We start from the raw sequence: 20632 nt of genomic DNA, 5'->3' as shown, positions 1-20632 counted from the left end.
CCCGGGTTCCCCCGGACCGCCGCGCCGCCGCGCCGCCTAATCGTCCTCGGTCTCGTGGGCGAGCTTCCACTCCTCGGGCGAGCGCCACAGGCTCGAGAGCAGCAGCTCGCGCATGAGGATGAACTCCTTGGGCATGCGGTCGTACAGCCGCTCGAACAGCTCCTGGTGCCCCAGCACCTCGAGCTTCCAGGCCTCGCGCGGGACCGACATGAGGTCGCGGAAGGTCTCGGGGCCGAAGTCCTCGAGCCCGGTCCAGTCCATGTCCTCGTAGCGCGGCATCCAGCCCAGCGGGCTCTCGGTGGCGCCCCCCTGGCCGCGGACCCGGTTGAAGATCCACTTGAGCACCCGGAGGTTCTGGCTGTACCCCGGCCAGATGAAGTTCCCTTCGGCGTCCTTGCGGAACCAGTTGACGCAGAAGATCCGCGGCGGGTCCACGATGTGGCGGCCCAGCTGCAGCCAGTGATTGAAGTAGTCGCCCATGTGGTAGCCGCAGAACGGCAGCATGGACATCGGGTCGCGGCGCACCTGCCCCACCTGGCCGGTGGCGGCGGCGGTGGTCTCGGAGCCGATGGTGGCCGCGGTGTACACCCCGAAGTTCCAGTTCACCGCCTGCACCACCAGCGGCACCAGCGAGGCACGCCGGCCGCCGAACAGGAAGGCGCTGATCGGCACCCCGTCGGGGTTCTCCCACTCCGGGTCCATCGACGGGCATTGCGACGCGGGCGCCGTGAACCGGGCATTGGGATGCGCCGCCTTGCGGCCGCTCCCCGGGGTCCAGTGCTGGCCCTGCCAGTCGGTGAGCTCCGGCGGGGCGTGGTCGGTCATCCCTTCCCACCAGACGTCGCCGTCGGGGGTGAGCGCCACGTTGGTGAAGATGGTGTTCTTGGCGATCGTGGCCATCGCGATCGGGTTCGACTTCTCCGAGGTCCCGGGGGCCACGCCGAAGAACCCCGCCTCGGGGTTGATGGCGTAGAGCCGCCCGTCGGGCCCGGGCCGGATCCAGGCGATGTCGTCGCCCAGGGTGGTGACCTTCCAGCCCTCGCAGCCCTTGGGCGGCAGCAGCATGGCGAGGTTGGTCTTGCCGCAGGCGCTGGGGAAGCCGGCGGCGAGGTAGCGTTTGTCGCCTTCGGGGCTCTGCATGCCGAGGATGAGCATGTGCTCCGCCATCCAGCCGGCGTCGCGGCCCATCACCGACGCGATCCGGAGCGCGAAGCACTTCTTGCCGAGCAGGGCGTTGCCGCCGTACCCGCTGCCGAAGGACCAGATGCTCCGCTCGTCCGGGAAGTGCACGATGTACTTGTCGTCCCGGTTGCAGGGCCACGGCACGTCGGTCTCGCCCGGCAGCAGCGGCCGGCCCACGCTGTGCACGCAGGGGACGAACTCTCCCTCGCCCAGGGCCTCGAGCGCGCCCTTTCCCATGCGGGTCATGATCCGCATGCTCACCACCACGTAGGGCGAGTCGGTCAGCTCCACCCCCACGTGCGCCAACGGCGAGCCCAGCGGGCCCATGCTGAACGGGACGACATACATCGTCCGGCCCCGCATGCTGCCCGTGAACAGGCGCCGCAGGGTGAGACGCATCTCGCGCGGGTCGACCCAGTTGTTGGTGGGGCCGGCATCCTGCCGCCGCTGGCTGCAGATGAAGGTGCGGTCCTCGACCCGGGCCACGTCGGTGGGGTCGGAGAGGGCCAGGAAGCTGCCGGGCCGCCGGGCGGGGTTGAGCCGCGTGAGGGTGCCGGTCTGCACCATCTGCTCGAGCAGCGCCTCGTTCTCGGCCTCGGAGCCGTCACACCAGTGGATCCGGTCCGGCTGGGTCAGCTGGGCGATCTCCGCGACCCAGGCGCGCACCCGCGCGCTGGTGACCCACTCGGGACAATTCAGCTCCATGCTCCGCGGCTCGGCCGTGGCGGTCATGCCATGCTCCTCAGAGGGAAGGGGCGGGGCCGGGCCGGACGCGCCGCGGCCACCCGCTCAGGAGCCCGGAATTTCGGCAGCGGGTGGCCACGGGGGCAATACTTGGGAAATTATGCAGCCGCCGGGCCCCTCAGGGCCCGATGGGCAGCATGTCCGCCGGATAGTGGTAGGCGTTGTTGATGGTGCCGAAGTCCCGCTCGGTGAGGCCGGTAGCCACCGGGGTGGTGAACATGAGGTCGAGGCTGTCCGTGGAGTGCTGGAACAGCCCGAGGGTGTGCCCCAGCTCGTGCGCGGTGACGGTGCGCAGGCACTGGGTCAGGTCAGGGGCGTTGGGCAGGGTGGGGAAGACGTAGGCCCGGACCGGGACCGCCAGCTCGAACCGGGTGCTCACCGTATCGAGATCGGTCGCTCCCTCGCACGAGAGCACGGCCCCGCCCAGCCGGAGCGGCGGGGCGGGCAGGGTCTGCGGCGGCGGCTGGATGGCGCGGATGATCACGTCGGCGGTGGTGGAATCCTGCACCACGGTCGCGTCCCACTCGCCATACAGCAGGGCGCCCTTCCACAGGCCGATGCCCTCGCGGACCCGCGCGGGGAGGTTGTACTGGTCTTCCACCCAGATGCGCACCGGCAGGCGGTTGCGCGGCCAGTGGAAGCTCAGGGTGTCGACCCGCGGGCCGGCGCTGTCGTACGGGACGACCAGCCGCCAGTCATAGCGGGTGCCGCGGGTGGGGGCCACCATGTCGGAACAGGCGGCGGTGACGAGCACGGCGGCGACGCCGGCGGCGCCGAGAAGCTGGAGTCGGGTCATTTGCGCTGGTACTCGATGCCAAGGCCGACGCCGACCCGGTGCACATCCTGCGTGCGCGCGAAGCCGGTCGCCTGCAGTTCGTCCGTGTTGAAGCGCTGGTAGTCGTAGCGGATCCGGGCCACGATGCCCACTGGCGCCGGGATCGGGATCCGGATGTCGGCCCCGCCGGAGAGCACCAGCAGCGTGGGCCCTCCCTGCCGGAAGATTCCTTCCTTATCCGGGAGGTACTTGAGGATGCCGGCACCGAAGCGGTAACCGATCGGGCCGAACACCGGCCCCTGGACGCCGCCCGTCACCGAGAGGGTCCGGAAGCCGGGGCCGTCCGCGGTGGCCAGGCCGGACTCCTTGATCCGGGTCTGGCCGAAGCCGAGGGCCACCTCGACCCCCGCCCGTTCACGGGGGGAAACGGGGAGCGAGGCCCCCAGGGTGATCGTCGGCGCGATCGCCTGGGTGACCTGGATGTCCTGGAAGATCCGGTCGGTCGCGAGGCGGGTGCCGCCGGTGGCGCCGAGGGTCAGGCTGTAACGGGCCTGGCCGGCGGCGGTGGCCGGGACCAGGAGCGCGAGCGTCAGGGCTGCGGGAAGGAATCGCATGGCGCGTAAGATGCCGTCCGAAGGGGGGAGGGTCAACGTGGGGGACGCCGGCCGGCCCGGGCATACGCACGCAGCCGCCGGAGCATCTTGCGGTCCAGGGTCACCATGTCCTCGCCTTTGGGGGTCTCCAGGATCTTGATCACCGCGTCGAACCGGGGGTCGGTCATGATGCGGCGGAAGGGCGGGGCGCCGAGGCTCCCCTCGGCGATCAGCTCGTGGCGGTCCCGGCGCGACCCGAACGGCGTCTTCGAGTCGTTGAGGTGCAGGCAGCGCAGGTGCTGGAGCCCGAGGCACGCCTCCCACCGGGTCCAGACCCCGTCATAATCATGCAGCAGGTCGTACCCAGCGGAGAACAGGTGGCAGGTGTCGGCGCAGAACCCGACCCGGTCGCGATGCGGCGCGGGGATGGCCTCGCGCAGGGCCGCCAGCTCCTCGAACCGCGCCCCGAGGGCCGTCCCGGTGCCGGCGGTGGTCTCCAGCAGGACCATGACCCGGCCCGGCACCTGGTCCAGGCAGCGGGCGTAGTTTTCGGCGTTCCGGGCCAAACCGCGGGATGAATCATCCATATAGTTGCCCGGATGCGACACCACGTACGGGATGCCGAGGCTCTCGCACCGGGTCAGCTCCGCGGTGAAAGACGCGGCGGAGCGCTTACTTAGCTCCGCATCAGGACTTGCGAGGTTGATCAGGTATGAATCATGCGACACGAGCGCCCGAATCCCGGTGCGCTCGACCTCCTGCCGAAAGGCTTCCCGGACCGCCGGCGTGATCACTGGCTCGCGCCACTGGTTCGGGGTCTTGGTGAACAGCTGGAGCGCAGTGGCGCCGATGGCCTCGGCCCGCGCCGGGGCGGTCTGCACCCCGCCCTGGGTCGAGACGTGGGCGCCAAGCATCTCCGCGACCGCCGCGGGGGACGTGTTCATGTTCGGATTTCCTTGACAGGATCATTGGTCCGGCTACGATTCCCGCCGCCACGCCGGGACCCCTCATACACGTGACTGACACCCCCGCTCCGCGCCGGATCCTGCTGCTCGGCGATGCCGCTTCACGCCCCACCGGGCTGGAGCGCGCCTTGGCGCGCGGGGGGTACCACCTGCTCGAGGCCGAGGGGACGGCGGGCGAGCATCCCCCCGCGGCGGCCCCCGACCTGGTCCTGCTCACCGCCCGCAAGGCCGATGCGCACCTGGAGCAGGCCCTGACCACGCTGGCGGGGGAGGCCTGGTACGCGATCCCCCGGGTGGTGGTGCTCGGCGAGCACGATCCCGATGGCGCCGCCAAGGCCCTGCTGATGGGTGCCGACGATGCCATGATGGCCCCGGTACACCTGCAGGAGCTCACCGCCCGCGTCGCGGCCCGGCTCCGGCGCGCCGGCAGCCCCGCGCCGGAGCGGGCCGTGGTGTGGCGCCAGGAGCTGATGTTCGACATCCTCGAGGAGCTCTCATCGGCCCTCCGCTCCGACACCATCGTCGAGACCCTGGTCCGCCGGGTCGGCCTGGCGCTGGAGCTGCCCCGCTGTTCGTTCCTCCTCGCCTCGCCCTGGGAACGGTACGGCCGCGTGGTGGCCGTGTGCGAGAAGCCCGCCACCCGGGACCTCCGGGTCGACCTCTACCGGTATCCCGAGATCCGCGAGGCCCTCCGCACGGAGAAGACCGTCTTCATCCCCGACCTCGAGCAGCACGCCTTCTTCGAGGAGATCCGGCCGGTGTGGAAGGACCTGGGCGTCGCCGCCGACGTGCGCAGCGTGGCGGTGATCCCGGTGAACCTGCACGGCAAGCCCGCCGGCGTCTTCCTGCTGCGCACCCGCCGCGAGGACCCGCCCCTCACCGCCGAGCAGCTCGGCTTCGCGGAGCGGCTGCTGCGGGCCGCGGCGCGGATGCTGGAGAACGAGGAGCGCCGGGCCGGCGTCGCGCGCCGCCAGGCCAGCGCGCTCGCCACCGACATGCTCACCGGCTGCGGCAACCTCGACGCCCTCGACCGCCGCATCCAGGAGGAGTTCCAGCGGGCGCGGCGCTACGCGCTCACCTTCTCCCTGGTGCTGCTCGACGTGGACCACCTGCGCCGCTACAACGAGCAGTTCGGCAACGTGGTGGGGGACCGGGTGATGGCGGAACTGGGCGGGCTGCTGCTCAAGGAGGTCCGAGCGCCGGATTTCGTGAGCCGCTACGGGGGCGACGAGTTCGCGCTGCTGCTGCCCGAGACCGACCTGGTGGGGGCGCGCGCCTCGATCGGCCGGGTGCGCGAGCGCATCGACGCCCATGACTTCCCCGACCTCGGCCGCGACGACCGGCCGGCGCTCTCCGCCGGCATCGTCAGCTTTCCCCATCCCGCCGCCAGCGAGACCCAGGACCTCTTTGCCCTGGTCGAGGCCGCCCTGCTCCGCGGCAAGGCCCAGACCGACGGCCGCATCGGCACCGCGGACACCGTCACCGCCTAGCCCCGCCTACCGCCGCCGCTTGAGCCAGTCGGCCGGGTCGAGCGCGATGCCGTCCTCGCCGCGGATCTGGAACTCGAGGTGCGGTCCCTGGTCGCTGTTCCCGCCGCCCACCGTCCCGAGCACCTGCCCCTTGGTCACCTTCTCGCCCGCCGCCACCTTGGCGTCGGTGAGCTGCATGTAGAGCGACCGGTAGCCGTTGCCGTGGGCCAGGAAGATGGTGAGTCCGTAGGTCCCCAGCGCCTGCACCCGCTCCACCGTGCCGGACTCCACCGCCCGGACCGAGGTGCCTTCCGGTGCCCCGATCCGGATGCCGTTGTTCACGATCGTGGCGCCGGACCCGAGCGTCTCGGGACCGAAGCGGGTGAGGATCGGCCCATCCACGGGCCAGTCGAGCTTGCCGATGTCGGCGGTGGTCAGGGTGGCCGGCCCGGCGCCCGCCGCCGGCACCCGGGGCTGGGTCGTGCGCCGCGCCCGCTCCAGCTCCGCGAGCAGGTCGTTGAGGCGCGTCTCATCGCGCTCCAGGGCGGAGAGCCGCTGCTCGGTGGTGCGGGCGGTGCGCCGGGCCTCGTTGAGCCGGCTGGCCCGCTCGTCCACCAGGTTGGAGTAGCGCCGCAGCTCCGCCTCCCGCTCCTCCCGGCTCTGGTCGAGCTGGGTGCGGACCTGCAGGATCTCGCGGCGCCGCCGCTCCACCTGGATGGTCAGCTTCTCGACGTCGGCCAGCAGCGACTTGTCCTGCCGCGACTGGAGGTAGAGGTACTTGTAGCGGGAGAGCAGGTCGCCGAAGGACTGCGCCGCCACCAGCACCTCGAAGGTGTACAACCGCCCCCGCTTGTAGATCTCCGCCAGGCGGCGCGACAGCACCGCCCGCTTCTCGGCCAGGTTGTCCTGCGCCAGGGCCAGCGAGGCGCTGGACTGGTCCACGTGGGAATTGAGCCCGCCGATCTGGCTCTCGAGCTCGTTGACGATCCGGTTGGTGCTCCGCCGCTGCCGCTCCAGGTTGTCGAGCTCCTCGCCCAGGTCGTGCACCTCGCCCCGGATGCGGGTGCGCTCCCGCTCCAGGCGCTCCCGCTCGCGGCGGATCTCCTCCAGGCGGCGGCGGGAATCCTCGAGGTCGTTCTGGGCCAGCAGGGGCGCGCTGCTGGCGGCGAGCGCGGAGAGCAGCAGGCACAGGCGCCACGCGAGGCGGCCCGCGCTCCCGGACGGTCGGGCCGCCGCGCTAGACATTCCGCAGGTGCCGGCCCACGCTCACCAGGCTGCCCCCCAGCCCGATGGCCACGCCGAAGAGCACGCCCATGGCGAGCTGGGGCGGCTGCAGGAAGACGATGCCGGAGGTGGCCAGCTCGATCTGGCCGCGGAACATGAGGTAGGTGCCGTAGGAGAGGCCGATCGCCACCAGCCCGCCGAACAGGCCCTTGAGCGCGCCCTCGAGCAGGAAGGGCCCGCGGATGAAGCCGCGGGTGGCGCCCACCAGCCGCATGATGGCGATCTCCCGGGACCGCTGCAGCACCGTGATCCGGATGGTCACCCCGATGATCACCACGGCCACCGCCGCGAAGGCGAGGCCGATGGTGAGCCCCACGATGCCGGCGATGGTGCGCAGCCGGTCGAGCTTCTCCACCCACTCGCGGCCGTAGCGCACGTCGTCGATGAAGCTGTAGCCGCGCAGGCGGTCGGCCACCGCGGCGGTGTGCTCGCCGGTGCGGTAGCCGTCCTTGAGCTGGATCTCGAGCGAGGCGGGGAGCGGGTTCACCGCGAGGTCGCGGTACGCGTCGCGGAACTCCACCAGCTCGGCCCGGGCCCGCTTGAGCGCCTCGTCCTCGCTCACGAACGTCACCCGCGCCACCTCGGGGAAGGCGGCGATGTCCTGCGACGCCTGGGCGATGGTCTCGGGGGGCGTGCCGCGGAGCAGGTAGGCCACCACCTCCACCCGCTGCTCCACCCCGCGCAGCGCCTCGCGCAGGTTCACCGCCACCAGCGCGAACAGCCCCACGGCGTAGAGCGAGAAGCCGATGGTGGTGATGGAAAGCGCCGAGAGCAGCGGCGCGCGGCGGAAGGCGAGCAGCGCCTCGCGGATGAGCAGCCTCATGCCGGGGCCTCCTCCGTGCCGTCGTCCACGCCCGAGTCGAACACCACCGCGCCCTCGCGCATCTCGACCGTCCGGTAGGTGGTCTGCTTGACCAGGTCGAGGTCATGGGTGGCCATCACCACCGCGGTGCCGCCCGCGTTGATCTCGCGGATGAGCTGGAACACCCCGCGGGTGGCCCGTTCGTCGAGGTTGCCGGTGGGCTCGTCGGCCACGAGGATGGTCGGGTCGTTCACCAGCGCCCGGGCGATCGCCACCCGCTGCTGTTCCCCGCCCGAGAGCTCCTGCGGGTACGCGGAGGCCTTGGCGGCGAGACCCACCTGGGTGAGTACCCGCATCACCCGCGCCGGGATGCTGTCGGCCCGGGCCCCGGTGACCTCCAGGGCGAAGGCCACGTTCTCCTCCGCCGTCCGGTCCTCGAGCAGGCGGAAGTCCTGGAACACGATGCCGAGCCGTCGGCGCAGCCGGGGCAGCTCGGTCTGGTCCAGCTCCGCGATGTTGAAGCCCGACACCCGCACGTCCCCGCTCGAGGGGCGCAGCTCCCCGTAGATCAGCTTGAGCACGGTGGACTTGCCTGCGCCCGAGTGACCGGTGAGGAAGACGAACTCGCCCTTCGCAATATGGAGGGAGACGTTCTTCAGGGCCGCGCCCTTGGGGTAGTCCTTGAAGACGTGCGAGAAGCGGATCACGCGGGGAAGATAGGAGGGTCGGGCGGGAGGGCGGTAGGGCGGTAGGGCGGTAAGGGCGGTAGGGCGGTAAGGGCGGAGCGTCGGTGCGCCGAGCCGCCTACCCCAGCGCCTGGGCCAGGTCAGCGATGAGGTCCGCCGCGTCCTCGATGCCACAGGAGAGCCGGATGAAGCCGTCCGGGATTCCCTGCCGGGCGCGCTCCGCCTCGGTCATGGCCACGTGGCTGGTGTGGCGGGGCTCGGACACCAGGCTCTCCACCCCCGCCAGGCTCGGGGCGTGGGTGATGAGCTTGAGCTTGCGCAGCATGCGCTCGGTGGCGCGGGTGCCGCCCTTGAGCTCGAGGCCCACCATCCCGCCGAAGCCGGCGAGCACCTCGGCCGCGAAGGCGTGGTCGGGGTGGCTGGGGAGGCCGGGGTACCAGACCCGGGTGATGCCGTCGGCCTGCTCGGCCCAGGTGGCCACCGCCAGGCCGTTCTCGTTGTGCCGCGCCATGCGGAGCTCGAGGGTGCGCATCCCCCGCTCCACCAGCCAGGCGGCGTGCGGGTCGAGGGCCTGGCCCCACAGCGTCATCAGGCGGGTCACTTCCTCAACGATGGAGCCGGAGGCGGCCACCGCCCCGGCGATGACGTCGCTGTGGCCGTTGAGGTACTTGGTGGCGCTGGTGATCACGATGTCGGCCCCGTGTTCCAGCGGCCGGTAGTTGATCGGGCTGGCGAAGGTGGCGTCCACCAGCAGCGCCAGCCCGGAGTCCCGCGCGATCTGCGCCATCGGGGTGAGGTCCAGCACCCGCATCAGCGGGTTGGTCGGGGTCTCGACGAAGACCGCGCGGGTGCTCTTGCGCACCGACCGCCGCCACATCCGTGGTTGGTCCGGCTGCACGTAGCTCACGTCGATGCCGAGCCGCCCGAACTCCTCCTCGAACAGGCGGCGGGTGCCGCCGTAGATCCAGCTGCTCGCCAGCAGGTGGTCGCCGGGCCGCAGCACCGCCAGGTGCGCCAGCGCGGTGGCGGCCATGCCGCTGGAGACGAACAGCGCCGCTTCCGCCCCCTCGAGGGCGGCGTAGCGCGTGGCCAGGCTCACCTGGTTCGGGTTGTTCCCGTACCGGGTGTACATGACCTCCTCGCCGCTCCCCACCGGGTTGGTGAAGGTGCTGCTCTGGTAGATCGGGGTGCTGACCGGCAGCCAGTCGCCCCGGCGGGCCGGGGGGCCGTGCACGGCGAGGGTGGCGAGGCCGGGTTTGCGCTTCATGTGTCGAAGGGGAGGGCGTAGAGGCCGTCGGTGACGCGGGCAAGCCGCAGCCGGACCAGGGTGTCGAGCACGTCGGCGGCGTGGCCGGGCGCCCAGCCCATCCGGGCGCCGAGGCCGCCGGCGGTGGAGGGCCCCGCCTCGCGCAGGTGGAAGAAGACGGTGCGCAGGTCGGGGCTCACCCGGCCCACCGGCCGGGCGCCGCCGTGCGCGGGGTCGTGCACCAGGGCGGCGAGCTCGTGGTGCTGCAGCACGTGCTCGATGGCCTCGAGCTGCTCCTCGCCCAGCCCCTGCAGCACCAGGTAGGCGCCGGTGGGCGGGTCGAGCAGCAGCTTGGCGATGATCTCGTCGGCGCAGCTGAAGTCCACCAGGCCCACGTCGCTGAAGTCGAGCAGGGCCAGCGGGGCGTCGTCGGCCGCGAGCTCCCGCGCGATGCTGCTGCGCACCAGCCGCCCCGTGGTGCGGGTGACCAGGTTGCAGTAGGGCGTCTCCACCGACTCCCGGAGGAGCCGCTCGACCCGGATGGTCTGCCTCATGCGTCGTCCTGTGGCTCGTCCTGCTGAGCCGGAATCACGATCTGGACCTGGGCGCCCGGGAATGCGGCGAGGTGCTCGAGCATCGGGCTGTCATCGTCCCACGGCGGCACGATCGCGATCCGCGCGGTGCCGCTGCGGATGGTGAGCTTGCCTTCCCACCGCGCGAGGTACCGCTTGATCCCCGCGATCCCCTGGCCGCGGCCCGGGTCGCGGAAGCGGCTCACGTTCTGGATCACCGCCGCCTCGAGCGCCGCGCCGTCGCCCCACCGGTCGCCGAAGCGGCGCGCCTGGGTGGGCTCGAGCGAGCGGCGGAACCCCACCCCGGCGTCGCTCACCGCGATCACCACCACCCGCCGCCGGAGCCGCTTGCGGAAGCTGTAGGCGTGCACCGAGACCCAGCCGCCGGTCCCGGCATGCTCCACAATATTCTGACATGCCTCCGAAAGTGCCATGGCGAATCCCATCGTGGCCTTGGCCTCGAGGCCCAGCTCCCCGTGCAGGATCCGCGACGCCGCGGACTGGATCTTCCCCACCACCGCGTGGACGTCCTCGGAGGCCCGGACCGGCGTCACGTCGAGCAGCACGTCGGACTGCTCCTCCACCTTGACCCGCGGCAGCTTGCCGGCCACCTCCACCAGCTCGGCCAGGTGGCGGAAGAAGCCGGTGCGGGCCCAGTAGCGGCGCACCTCCTCCGCGGCGGGGACGGTGAACTGGGGCTTCGGCCCCCCGGCCTCGTGCACCGCCTGGGCCGCCGTGAGCATCGCCACGAAGCCGTAGGGCGAGCTCCACTGGGCGCCCCGGGCGTCGAACAGCAGCTTGTCGGTGAGCGGCCCGGCGCTGAGCGCCTGGGCAAAGCCCTCGAAGCTCCGGTCGTCGAAGAACGCCGGGATCTCGACGATCCGGGTCATCCGGGGCTCCCCGCGTGGACCAGCTCCCCGCGGAGCAGCCCGCCCAGCCGCCCCGCGCCCCGCAGCGACGCGTTGCGCGCCGCCAGCCGGTTGGCCTCCGCGAGCGCCGCCTCGACCGGCGCCCCGGCGGCCAGGCGGGCGGCCAGCACCGCGCCGAAGACGTCGCCGCACCCGGTCGGGTCGAGCGCCTCCACCACCGGCGCCGGCACCAGCGCGGTCCGCACCGCCGTCTCCGCGCCGCGCGCCGCCCGCGGGGCGCCCGGCGGGGTGCAGCCGTCGAAGCCCGGCGCCGCCACGTACACCGCGCCGCGCGGCCCCAGGGTCACCACCAGCAGCCGGACCCCGGCGGCCAGCGCCATCGCCGCCACCGAGAGCGGGTCGGGCCCGAACATCGCCATCTCGTCCTCGTTCATCTGGACCACGTCGAAGCAGGCGAGCCAGGCCGCCGGGTCGGCCAGCGGGCGGAGGTGCCGCACGCCATCCTGCGGCATCCCGAACAGCAGGCTGTGCAGGTCGGCGTAGATGGGGCCGGGGAAGGCCTGCCGCAGCGCCTGCGCCGTGCCGAGCTCGAGCTCGAAGCCCGAGATGAAGTTGAGGTAGAGGGCGTCGAGGTCGCGCACCATCGGGCCCAGCTCCGCCCAGGTCCAGCCGGGCACCCCGCCCGACATCCGCTCACAGCGCCGTTCGGCGGAGCTGTACCGCAGCGTGACGCGGTTGTTGGGCACCGGCACCAGCACGCCGCGGCCGCCGGGCACCAGCCGGGTGAGGCCGCGGAAGAACCCGGCGGCCTCGTCGGCCAGGTCGTGCCCGACCTTGATGAGCGGCACCACCTGCCACCCGGGGTCGAGGGCGGCCTCGAAGCCACCCAGGGCGTACGCGATCCCGCCCCACTCCTCCACCGCGGGCGCGGCGGGATCGCGGCCGTGGATCTCGTCCCACACCAGCGACCCGAGGACGCCGAGGCGCCGCCGGGCGGTCGGCCCCGATGCCGTCACACGATCCCCGCCTCGACCTGCTCCTGGAAGGCGCGCGCCGCGCCGTACACCCCGGCCAGGCCGGTCAGCTCCCCGGGGACGATCCGGCACACCTGCACCGCCGGCTTGAAGGCGCGCCGGCTCACCTCGCGCCGCAGCGGCTCGAACAGGCTTTCGCCGGCCAGCGTGACCCCGCCGACGATCACCACCGCCTCGGGGTTGAAGATGTTGATCAGGCTGCCCACCGCCGCGCCGAGGAACTTCGCCGTGTCCTTGACCACCTCGAGCGCCAGCTCGTCGCCGGCCTGCGCGGCCTGGTACACCGTCTGGGCCGTGACCTGGCGGAGGTCGCCGCCGACGTAGCTCGCCAGGCTGGTGACCGAGCCGCTCTCGATGGCCTCGACCGCGCGCAGCGCGATGTTGGGGCCCGAGGCGTAGGCCTCGACGCAGCCGTAGTTGCCGCACTTGCAGCGCCGGCCGTTGGCGTCGATGGTCATGTGCCCGATCTCGCCCGCGATGTCCGAGGCCCCGTGGTACAGCCGGCCGTCGATGATGATCCCGCCGCCGATGCCCGTCCCGATGGTCAGCCCGAGCGCCTGCCGGGTGCCGCGCGCCGCGCCCATCCACCACTCGCCGAGCACCGCGCAGTTGGCGTCGTTGTCCAGCGCGGTGCGCAGCCCCAGGCCCTCCTGCAGCCGCGCCCGCAGCGGCATGTTCACCCAGCCGAGGTTGGGGGTGAGGAGCACGATGCCGGTGCGGGTGTCGAGCGGGCCGGGCGACCCGATGCCGGCGCCGATGATCTCGGCCGTCGGCACCTCCGCCCGGGTCGCGGCGATGCTGGCCTGCGCCGAGCGGATGATCCGCTTCACCACCGCGTCGGGACCCTCGTCCGCGCCGGTGGGCTCGCTGCGCGCCCCGAGCAGCGCGCTGCCATCCTCGGCCACGCACCCCGAGACGATGTTGGTGCCGCCAAGGTCGATGCCGACGATGAAGCGCATGGGAGCGGGGGCTGGGGGAGACGGCGTGATCCGGGACCGGAGAATGATAGGGCCGCCGGCGGGTTCTCTCTACTGCCGCGCGGCCTCCAGCCGGGCGGTCACCGCGGCGAGCACGGCGGGCACGCCGATCGCCCGCAGGCAGCGGTGGTGCCCGAGCGGGCAGGTGGCCGGGCCATGGGGCGAGCAGGGGCGGCAGGGGAGGGCGGGATGCTCCACGATCGCGTCGGTGGTGCCGAGGGGGCCGAAGCCGAAGGCCGGCACCGTGGGCCCGAACAGCGCCACCGCCGGCCGCGCCAGGCCCCCGGCCAGGTGCAGCGCCACCGAGTCGTTGCTCACCACCACCGCGCCGCGGGCGATGATGCCCGCCGTCACGCCCAGGCCATGCACGCCGGCCGCCCCTGTCGCGCGGGGCGCCGCCGCGACCACGGCCGCCGCCAGCGCCTGGTCGTCCGCGCCGCCGATCACCACGGAGGGGAGCGGCAGCGCGGCGGCCAGCTCGCCGAACCAGGGCCAGCGCTTGGTGCCCCAGCGCGCCCCGGGCGCCAGCACCGCGAACGGGCCGCGGATCGCCTGCGCCGCGAGCCAGGCGTCGGCCTGGGCCTGGTCCTCGGGCCGCACCGTGAACCAGGGCGGCGGTTCCGGCACCGCGCCCGCCAGCGCGGCAAGCCGCGTCGTCTGGTGGCCCGTCGCGGGCAGCGGCACCTGCCGGGTGTACCACCACCGGCCGGGGCTCCCGGCAAAGCCGGCCCGCTCCGGGATGCCGGCGAGCCAGGCCGCGAGCCCGCTCCGCACCGAGCGGTGCGGCAGCCAGGCCACCTGATACGCCCCGGCGCGGAGCCGGCGTGCCAGGTGGAACAGGCCCGGCGGGCCGGCGTCGGTGGCGTGCTTGTCGAAGGGGATGACGGCGTGGACGGCTGGCTGGCCGGCCAGGAGCGGCGCGGCGGCGGGGGTGGTCACCACGTCCACGGGGCCGTGCCGCTCCGCCAGGCGGCGGAGCAGCGGGATGGTCAGGACCACGTCGCCGAGGTGCGCGGTCTGGAGGACGACGGCACGCCCCGGGCGCACGCTCAGTCCACCTGCAGCACCGCCAGGAAGGCCTCCTGCGGGATCTCCACCTGGCCGAGCTGCTTCATGCGCTTCTTGCCTTCCTTCTGCTTCTCCAGGAGCTTCCGCTTCCGGGTGATGTCGCCGCCGTAGCACTTGGCGAGCACGTCCTTGCGGAGGGCGGAGATCGTCTCCCGCGCGATGATCTTGTTGCCGATCGCCGCCTGGATCGCCACCACGAACAGCTGCCGCGGGATCAGCTCCTTGAGCTTCTCCGCGATCTTGCGGCCGTACTCGTACGCCTTGTCCTTGTGGATGATCACGCTGAAGGCGTCGACGGTCTCGGCGTTGATCAGCATGTCGAGCCGCACCAGGTCCGACTCGCGGTACCCGGCCAGCTCGTAGTCCATCGCCGCGTAGCCGCGGCTGATCCCCTTCAGCTTGTCGAAGAAGTCGAGCACGATCTCGCCCAGCGGGAAGTCGAAGTCGAACTCCACCCGGCTGGTGTCGAGGTACTTCATCCCGTGGTACACCCCGCGCCGGTCGGTGCCCAGCTTCATGATGCCGCCGATGTACTCCGACGGGGCCATGATGCGGGCCTTCACGTACGGCTCCTCGATCCGCGAGATCTCCGCCGGGTCGGGGAGGTTGGTCGGGTTCTCCAGCAGCATCATGCTGCCGTCGGTGCGGTAGACGTTGTATTCCACCGTGGGGACGGTGGTGATGAGGTCGAGGTTGAACTCCCGCTCCAGCCGCTCGCCGACGATCTCCATGTGCAGCAGGCCCAGGAAGCCGCAGCGGAACCCGAAGCCCAGCGCGGTGGACGTCTCCGGCTCGTACTGGAGGCTGGCGTCGTTCAGCTTGAGCTTGGCCAGCGCGTCGCGCAGCGGCTCGTACTGGTCGCTGTCGGTGGGGTAGAGCCCCGCGAAGACCATCGGCTTCACGTCACGGTAGCCCGGGAGCAGCTCGCGGGCCCGGTCCTGGGCGTCGAACACGGTGTCGCCGGCCCGGGTGTCGGAGACGGTGCGCAGGTTGGCCACCAGGTAGCCCACCTCGCCGGCCTCGAGGAACTCGGTGGGCCGCTGGCCCAGCTGCAGGTAGCCCACCTCATCCACGGTGTACACGTCGTCGGGATGCGCGCCGAAGGCGATCTCCATCCCCTTCCGCACCGTGCCGTCCACCACGCGGATGCTCGGGATCGCGCCCCGGTAGCGGTCGAAGTACGAGTCGAAGATCAGCGCCCGGAGCGGCGCGTCCGGCTTCCCCGCCGGCGCCGGCACCTTGCGGACGATCTCCTCGAGCAGCGCCGGGATCCCCGTCCCCTCCTTGGCGGAGACGCTCAGGATTTCCTCCCGGCGCGACCCGATCAGGTCCATGATCTCCTGGGCCCGCCGCTCGGGCTCGGCGCCGGGGAGGTCGATCTTGTTGAGGACCGGGATGATCTCGAGCCCGGCGTCCATGGCCAGGAAGAGGTTGGAGAGGGTCTGGGCCTGCACCCCCTGGGAGGCGTCCACCACCAGGATCGCGCCCTCGCACGCGGCGAGCGAGCGCGACACCTCGTAGGTGAAGTCCACGTGGCCGGGGGTGTCGATCAGGTTGAGCTCGTAGTCCTGCCCGTCCCGCGACCGGTAGGCCATGCGGACGGCGTTGAGCTTGATGGTGATGCCCCGCTCACGCTCGAGGTCCATGGTGTCGAGGAGCTGCTCGCGCATGAGCCGCTTCTCCACCGCCCCGGTCGCCTCGATGAGGCGGTCGGCGAGGGTGCTCTTGCCGTGGTCGATGTGCGCGACGATGCAGAAATTCCGGATTCGGGCCTGACGCATGGCGGGTAAGATAAGGGGTAGGGGGAGGCCCCGGGGGGCGTTCCCCGGCGGCGCCCCGTCCCCTAGCTTCCCTTCCCATGACTGACACCCCGACCGGCTCCCTGGCCGATTTCAACGCCTTCCGCAGCCGGATGAACGACCTCATCCTCGGCGCGGGCCACCTGACCATCAACCGGTTCTTCGCGCTCGACCACCGCTGCTACGAACCGGGCGCCCTGGGCACCAAGACCAAGGAGATGCTGGGGCTGGTCTCGAGCCTGGTGCTCCGCTGCGACGACTGCATCACCTACCACGTGGTGCGCTGCCACGAGGAGGGCACCACCCGCGAGGAGTTCCTCGAGATCTTCTCGGTGGGGCTCGTCGTGGGCGGGAGCATCGTGATCCCCCACCTGCGCCGCGCCATGGCCAGGCTCGAGGAACTGGCCGGCCCCGCCGCCTGAGCGCCTAGCCCTCGGCCGGGATCGGCCGCCGGAACTGGGCGTTGCCCAGCAGCACGCCGCCCACGATCAGCGCGCCCCCGAGCAGGTGCCAGCCGGTGAGCCGCTCGCCCAGCACCGCCGTCGCGATGGCGGTGGCGATGAGCGGCGTGGCGCAGGTGAACAGCGCCGCCCGCGAGGCCCCGATCTGCTGCACCGCCCGACTCCAGAGCAGGTACGCCGCCACCAGCGACAGCAGCGTGGAGTACACCAGCCCGCCCCAGGCCGTGGCCGGGACGGCGTGCCACTCGGTGCGCAGCAGGCTCGGGAGGCCCGCCACGAGCAGCACCGGGGTGCCGGTGAGCATGGTCCACGCCGTCACGCCGAGGGCCGAGACCCGCCCCGAGATCCTCCGGAGCCCCAGGGTATAGGCCGTCCAGCAGCCGACCGCCGCCAGGATCAGCAGGTCCCCCCGCCAGTCGCCGTGGCGCACGTCGAGCCCCCGCGAGGCCACCACCACCACCACGCCCACCGTGGCCAGCGCCAGCGCCCAGCGCTGCCGGCCGGTGATCACCTCCAGCCCCAGCACGCCGGCGGTCACCGTGACCACCGTCGGCATCGCCGAGAGGATCAGCGAGGTGTTGATCGCGGTGGTGGCCGCCAGCCCGTGGATGAAGCAGAGCTGGTAGAGGGTGTTGCCCACGAGGCCCAGCATCACGACCGGCCAGCGGAGCTCCGCCGGGAGGTCGTGCGCCGGTTCCAGTCTCCGCAGCAGCAGCCACAGCAGCGCCGTCCCCACGGTGAAGCGGAGGGCGGTGAAGGCCAGTGGGGGGATGAAGGGAAGCGCCAGCTTGGTGGCGGTGAAGTTCCCGCCCCAGAACAGGACGGTCAGGACCATGCCCAGCAGGGGCGAGGGGCGGTGAGGCATGCCGGAAGGTAAGGCGGTCCGGCAGTGGCGCGGCCGGGGGATCGGGTGATCCCCCGGCCGCCCCGGTCGGCTCAGGTGGCCGGCTTCTTCTCCACGATCTTGTCGTAGCTCTCCGGGTTCCACTTGGGCCGTGCCGGGTTGTTGGCGATCTCCTGGCCCAGGTGGAAGAGCAGCTGCAGGATCCGCGACTCCTTGTCGGCGTCGATCTTGTCCGGCGAGTCCGAGACCTGGTGGTAGTCGGGGTGCACGCCATTGAAGAAGAACAGGACCGGCACGCCCTTCCGGGCAAAGTTGAAGTGGTCGGAGCGGAAGTAGAAGTTCTCCTCCGGCCACCGGTCGTCGATCGCCGCCATGTTGAGGTCGGCGTGCGCCGCCTGCACCCGCGCCAGCCGCTCGCCCAGGTCGGAGTGCTCCCGGCCGATCGCCACGATGGTGTCGGGCCAGTTGCGGCCGATCATGTCGATGTTGACGTTGGCGACCACGTTCTCCATCGGCACCGTGGGGTGGGACGCGAAGTAGGAGCTGCCGAACAGGCCCTTCTCCTCGCCGCTCACCGTCAGGAAGAGCACCGAGCGCCGCGGCCGGACGCCGCGCTGGCTGAACGCCTCGGCCAGTTCCACCACGCCCACCGTGCCGGAGCCATCATCATCGGCGCCGTTGCAGATGCTGTCGCCGCCGCGCGCCTGGCACTGGCCGCCGCCGGCGGTGCCCACGTGATCCATGTGGGCGGAGAAGACCACGTACTCGTGCTTGAGCTTGGGGTCGCTGCCCTCGAGCAGGCCCACGGTGTTGGGCGCGGTGGCCGCCTCGAGGACCCGCTCCACCAGGCCGATACCCACGGTGAGGCCCGGCAGGTCCCGGATCACCGCCGTGGCCGAGCCCCGGATCTCCGCCGGCGCGATGCCGGCCGCGGTGAGGGCGGGGCCGAGCGCGCGCTCGTGCACCTCGACCACCGGGACCCCATCCTCCTCCAGGCCGTCCACCCCGACCCGCACCTGGGCCTGGTTGGCCACCCGCTGGGCAAAGGCCACCGAGTCGCGGTTGGACAGGAGCAGCACCGCGGCCGCGCCGGTGCGGAGCAGCGCCGTCAGCGACTGCTGGAACGCCGGCGTCAGCGGCTTGCTGTAGTCCATCACCACCAGCACGGCCTTCCCGGCGGCCTGGAGCCCACCGGCCTCCTCCGCGGTGAAGCCGCCGCCCAGCAGGAGCGCGGGCAGGTGCAGCTCCTCCTTGGGGACCCGGCCGAAGGCGAATCGGGCATCCTTGCTCAGCTCGGCGTGCACGTGCTGCCCCGCCACGATGAGCCCGACGTGGGAGTTGACCGGGTCGATCTGGCGCCGGCTAATCGTGTAGCGCTGGAACCAGGTGCCGTTCTCGCCCGCGGGCTTGAGGCCGAACCGCTTGAACTCATCGGCCACGTACTGGGCCGTCATCTCCAGGCCGGGGCTCGGCGTGTTGCGGCCCATCATGGAGTCGTCGGCGATGATGTTGATCCGCCGCTGCACGTCCGCGGCGGTGATGGTGGCGGCGGCGCGCCGCAGAGCGGGGGCGGCCGGGGCGGCCTGGGCCGCGAGGGCCAGCGGCGCCGCCGCGGCGAGCAGGAGAAGTCGGGCAGACAATGCCGGTCGCATGATGGTCCTGTGCTGGGGTGGTGGAAAGGCGCGCCCAAAGATAAGCGCCCGGTCGGGGTGCTACGACCGGGCGCTCATCGGGGTTTCGATCCGGCTAGTTGGGACGCCGGCGCCGCAGCTCGGGTTGCCCGGTGCTCCGGGGCTGGGACGGCTGGGCCCGGGGCTCCGACTGTGGCCGCGCGGCCGGCGGGGCCGAGCGGGGCGCTTCCCGCGGGGTGGAGCGCGGCGCATCGTTCGGGGTATCCCGGCGCGGCTCCCGCGCGCTGCCATTGTCCTGGGAGCCGCGGCTGTCACGCGGCTGGCTCTCCACGGGGCTCCGGCGTGGAGCACTCTCCCGCGCGCCGTTGCCGTTGTCCCGGTCTTCCCCGGTGTCGCGCAGCCCGCCGCCGCTCTCGCCGCTCGGCCGCCGCCGGGGCGTCGACCCGCTCCCCGGCTGTTCCCGGGTGGTCGAAGCGGGCTCCCGGGTCTGGTCCGGCTCGTTCCGGCGGCGCGGTTCGCTCGAACTCTCCGGCCGCGCCTGGGGTGCGCTCGGCTGGTCACTGGGCCGGCGGCGGTTGCCGTCCGACTGGGGCGCCGTGGGGGTGCCCGCCTCCGGGGTCCGCCGCCGCGGGGTGGCATTGGGTGACGTGGCGCCAGGGGTGGCCGGCTCACCGGTGCGGCGCCGGGGCGAGACCGGCGCGGGGACGCTGCCCCGGCCGCCGACGTCGGCGCTGGTCCGGTCGCGGTCGATGACGGGCCGGCGGTCCTCCGGCACCCGGGGCCGTTCCGCCACGCGCGTGATGTAGTCGTTGCGCTGGTCGTAGTCCTTGAACACGTACCGCGGGCCGGGCCGGTAGGGCCGCACGATCACGGTCCCGCCCCGATAGTGGCGGTACGGGTAGTAGTACCAGTCATCGTAGATCACGATGCGGAACCGCGAGCAGTAGTGGCTGTAGGGATCCCAGTACCGCCAGCTGGCGTAGGTGTGGCAGTCGTAGCAGACGAAGCGCGGGTAGTCGTAATGCCGCTCCACGTTGTACTCCGCGACGTCGTAGTCATACGCGTCCTCCTGGCCGATCCGCTCCGCCAGGTCCGCCACGGCCACGTAGGGGTCGCCGCGCACGCGACCGTCGGAAATCGCCCGGTAGTCCCAGTGATCGCCGCGCACCAGGTCGTCGTAGTTGAACGGGTCCTCCGAGGCGATCGCGAAGAGGTAGCCCACGCCGGGGTAGTCATCGACGCGGAAGGCCTCGTCCCGGTCCCGGCCCAGGACCTCGAAGGTCCGGCCGCCGCGGGCCCAGTTGTCCTCCCAGGGGTCGATCGGAAACAGAACGCGGATGCGGCCGTCCGTATCCACCCGGAGGATGGTCACGTAGGCGTCCTGGTCACTCTTGAAGTAGACCCGGGCGTTGTCCCCGCGATTGTAGACGTCATCACGGTTGAGCCAGACATTGATGCGGGGGCGGTCGGTGGACGTACCCCGTACCCACCGGGCGATGATCGCATCCGGGGGGGTCGGAGTGGGGGCTGGACCGCTGATGGTGAGGGCGGTCAGCGCCAGAAGCAGGGCGGCGGACATGTGGCCTCCAGGGACAACAGAGTGGACGGGAGGCACCAGAGCAGACCATGTG

General features: G+C 72.1%; 19 protein-coding genes. 2 read left to right on the top strand and 17 right to left on the bottom strand.

The window, feature by feature from the left end:
* Positions 1-36: 36 nt before the first annotated feature.
* The 4 genes from IPJ95_01785 to IPJ95_01770 form a co-directional block, all read right to left on the bottom strand.
* Complete coding sequence (locus tag IPJ95_01785; protein MBK7922345.1) at positions 37-1887, bottom strand: phosphoenolpyruvate carboxykinase (GTP); 1851 nt, start codon at positions 1885-1887, stop codon at positions 37-39.
* 157 nt (positions 1888-2044) lie between these two features.
* Entirely contained in the window at positions 2045-2722 is a 678-nt protein-coding gene (locus IPJ95_01780; protein MBK7922344.1) for a matrixin family metalloprotease, read from the bottom strand.
* Positions 2719-3315 carry a hypothetical protein gene (locus tag IPJ95_01775; protein ID MBK7922343.1) on the bottom strand — a complete coding sequence of 199 codons (597 nt, stop codon included), beginning with the start codon at positions 3313-3315 and terminating at the stop codon, positions 2719-2721. Before IPJ95_01775 ends, IPJ95_01780 begins: the two co-directional genes overlap by 4 nt.
* Positions 3316-3347: 32 nt before the next feature.
* Positions 3348-4238 carry a deoxyribonuclease IV gene (locus IPJ95_01770; GenBank protein MBK7922342.1) on the bottom strand — a complete coding sequence of 297 codons (891 nt, stop codon included), beginning with the start codon at positions 4236-4238 and terminating at the stop codon, positions 3348-3350.
* Positions 4239-4309: 71 nt separating this feature from the next.
* On the opposite strand from IPJ95_01770, the gene IPJ95_01765 reads away from it, so the two are divergent.
* Positions 4310-5749, top strand: a complete 1440-nt coding sequence (locus IPJ95_01765; protein MBK7922341.1) for a diguanylate cyclase — start codon at positions 4310-4312, stop codon at positions 5747-5749.
* Positions 5750-5755: 6 nt separating this feature from the next.
* On the opposite strand, the gene IPJ95_01760 is transcribed toward IPJ95_01765, so the two are convergent.
* The 10 genes from IPJ95_01760 to lepA form a co-directional block, all read right to left on the bottom strand.
* Complete coding sequence (locus IPJ95_01760) at positions 5756-6973, bottom strand: peptidoglycan DD-metalloendopeptidase family protein (protein MBK7922340.1); 1218 nt, start codon at positions 6971-6973, stop codon at positions 5756-5758.
* On the bottom strand, positions 6966-7835 hold the full coding sequence (locus tag IPJ95_01755) for an ABC transporter permease (GenBank protein MBK7922339.1): 870 nt from the start codon (positions 7833-7835) through the stop codon (positions 6966-6968). The genes IPJ95_01760 and IPJ95_01755 overlap by 8 nt, the downstream gene beginning before the upstream one ends.
* Positions 7832-8521: a cell division ATP-binding protein FtsE gene (ftsE, locus tag IPJ95_01750; protein ID MBK7922338.1), complete on the bottom strand. Its 690-nt coding sequence runs from the start codon at positions 8519-8521 to the stop codon at positions 7832-7834. Before ftsE ends, IPJ95_01755 begins: the two co-directional genes overlap by 4 nt.
* Positions 8522-8618: 97 nt before the next feature.
* Positions 8619-9767, bottom strand: a complete 1149-nt coding sequence (locus IPJ95_01745) for a PLP-dependent transferase (protein MBK7922337.1) — start codon at positions 9765-9767, stop codon at positions 8619-8621.
* The gene (locus tag IPJ95_01740) at positions 9764-10300 is read right to left on the bottom strand and encodes a hypothetical protein (GenBank protein ID MBK7922336.1); all 537 of its coding nucleotides are present in this window, start codon (positions 10298-10300) and stop codon (positions 9764-9766) included. The genes IPJ95_01745 and IPJ95_01740 overlap by 4 nt, the downstream gene beginning before the upstream one ends.
* Entirely contained in the window at positions 10297-11208 is a 912-nt protein-coding gene (locus IPJ95_01735; GenBank protein MBK7922335.1) for a sensor histidine kinase, read from the bottom strand. The genes IPJ95_01740 and IPJ95_01735 overlap by 4 nt, the downstream gene beginning before the upstream one ends.
* Positions 11205-12203 carry a hypothetical protein gene (locus IPJ95_01730; protein ID MBK7922334.1) on the bottom strand — a complete coding sequence of 333 codons (999 nt, stop codon included), beginning with the start codon at positions 12201-12203 and terminating at the stop codon, positions 11205-11207. Before IPJ95_01730 ends, IPJ95_01735 begins: the two co-directional genes overlap by 4 nt.
* Positions 12200-13180: an ROK family protein gene (locus IPJ95_01725; GenBank protein MBK7922333.1), complete on the bottom strand. Its 981-nt coding sequence runs from the start codon at positions 13178-13180 to the stop codon at positions 12200-12202. The genes IPJ95_01730 and IPJ95_01725 overlap by 4 nt, the downstream gene beginning before the upstream one ends.
* A gap of 69 nt (positions 13181-13249) precedes the next feature.
* Positions 13250-14245 (bottom strand): glycosyltransferase family 9 protein, encoded by a 996-nt coding sequence (locus IPJ95_01720; GenBank protein MBK7922332.1) that lies wholly within the window; start codon positions 14243-14245, stop codon positions 13250-13252.
* Between the two features lie 2 nt (positions 14246-14247).
* Entirely contained in the window at positions 14248-16047 is a 1800-nt protein-coding gene (gene lepA / locus IPJ95_01715) for an elongation factor 4 (GenBank protein ID MBK7922331.1), read from the bottom strand.
* Between the two features lie 77 nt (positions 16048-16124).
* Between lepA and IPJ95_01710 the strand changes: the two genes are divergently transcribed.
* Positions 16125-16487: a carboxymuconolactone decarboxylase family protein gene (locus IPJ95_01710; GenBank protein MBK7922330.1), complete on the top strand. Its 363-nt coding sequence runs from the start codon at positions 16125-16127 to the stop codon at positions 16485-16487.
* A gap of 4 nt (positions 16488-16491) precedes the next feature.
* Here IPJ95_01710 and IPJ95_01705 read toward each other — a convergent pair whose 3' ends face one another.
* The 3 genes from IPJ95_01705 to IPJ95_01695 all read right to left on the bottom strand — a co-directional run bounded on the left by IPJ95_01705 (position 16492) and on the right by IPJ95_01695 (position 20580).
* Positions 16492-17391 (bottom strand): DMT family transporter, encoded by a 900-nt coding sequence (locus tag IPJ95_01705; GenBank protein MBK7922329.1) that lies wholly within the window; start codon positions 17389-17391, stop codon positions 16492-16494.
* Positions 17392-17462: 71 nt separating this feature from the next.
* Positions 17463-19022, bottom strand: a complete 1560-nt coding sequence (locus IPJ95_01700; protein ID MBK7922328.1) for a M20/M25/M40 family metallo-hydrolase — start codon at positions 19020-19022, stop codon at positions 17463-17465.
* A gap of 94 nt (positions 19023-19116) precedes the next feature.
* Positions 19117-20580 carry a DUF4384 domain-containing protein gene (locus IPJ95_01695; GenBank protein MBK7922327.1) on the bottom strand — a complete coding sequence of 488 codons (1464 nt, stop codon included), beginning with the start codon at positions 20578-20580 and terminating at the stop codon, positions 19117-19119.
* Positions 20581-20632 lie beyond the last annotated feature (52 nt).

This window comes from Gemmatimonadota bacterium (assembly GCA_016713785.1).
Lineage (GTDB): Bacteria > Gemmatimonadota > Gemmatimonadetes > Gemmatimonadales > GWC2-71-9 > JADJOM01.
The sequence above is the reverse complement of the archived record's forward strand: the minus strand, read 5'-3'. Positions and strand labels throughout refer to the sequence as shown.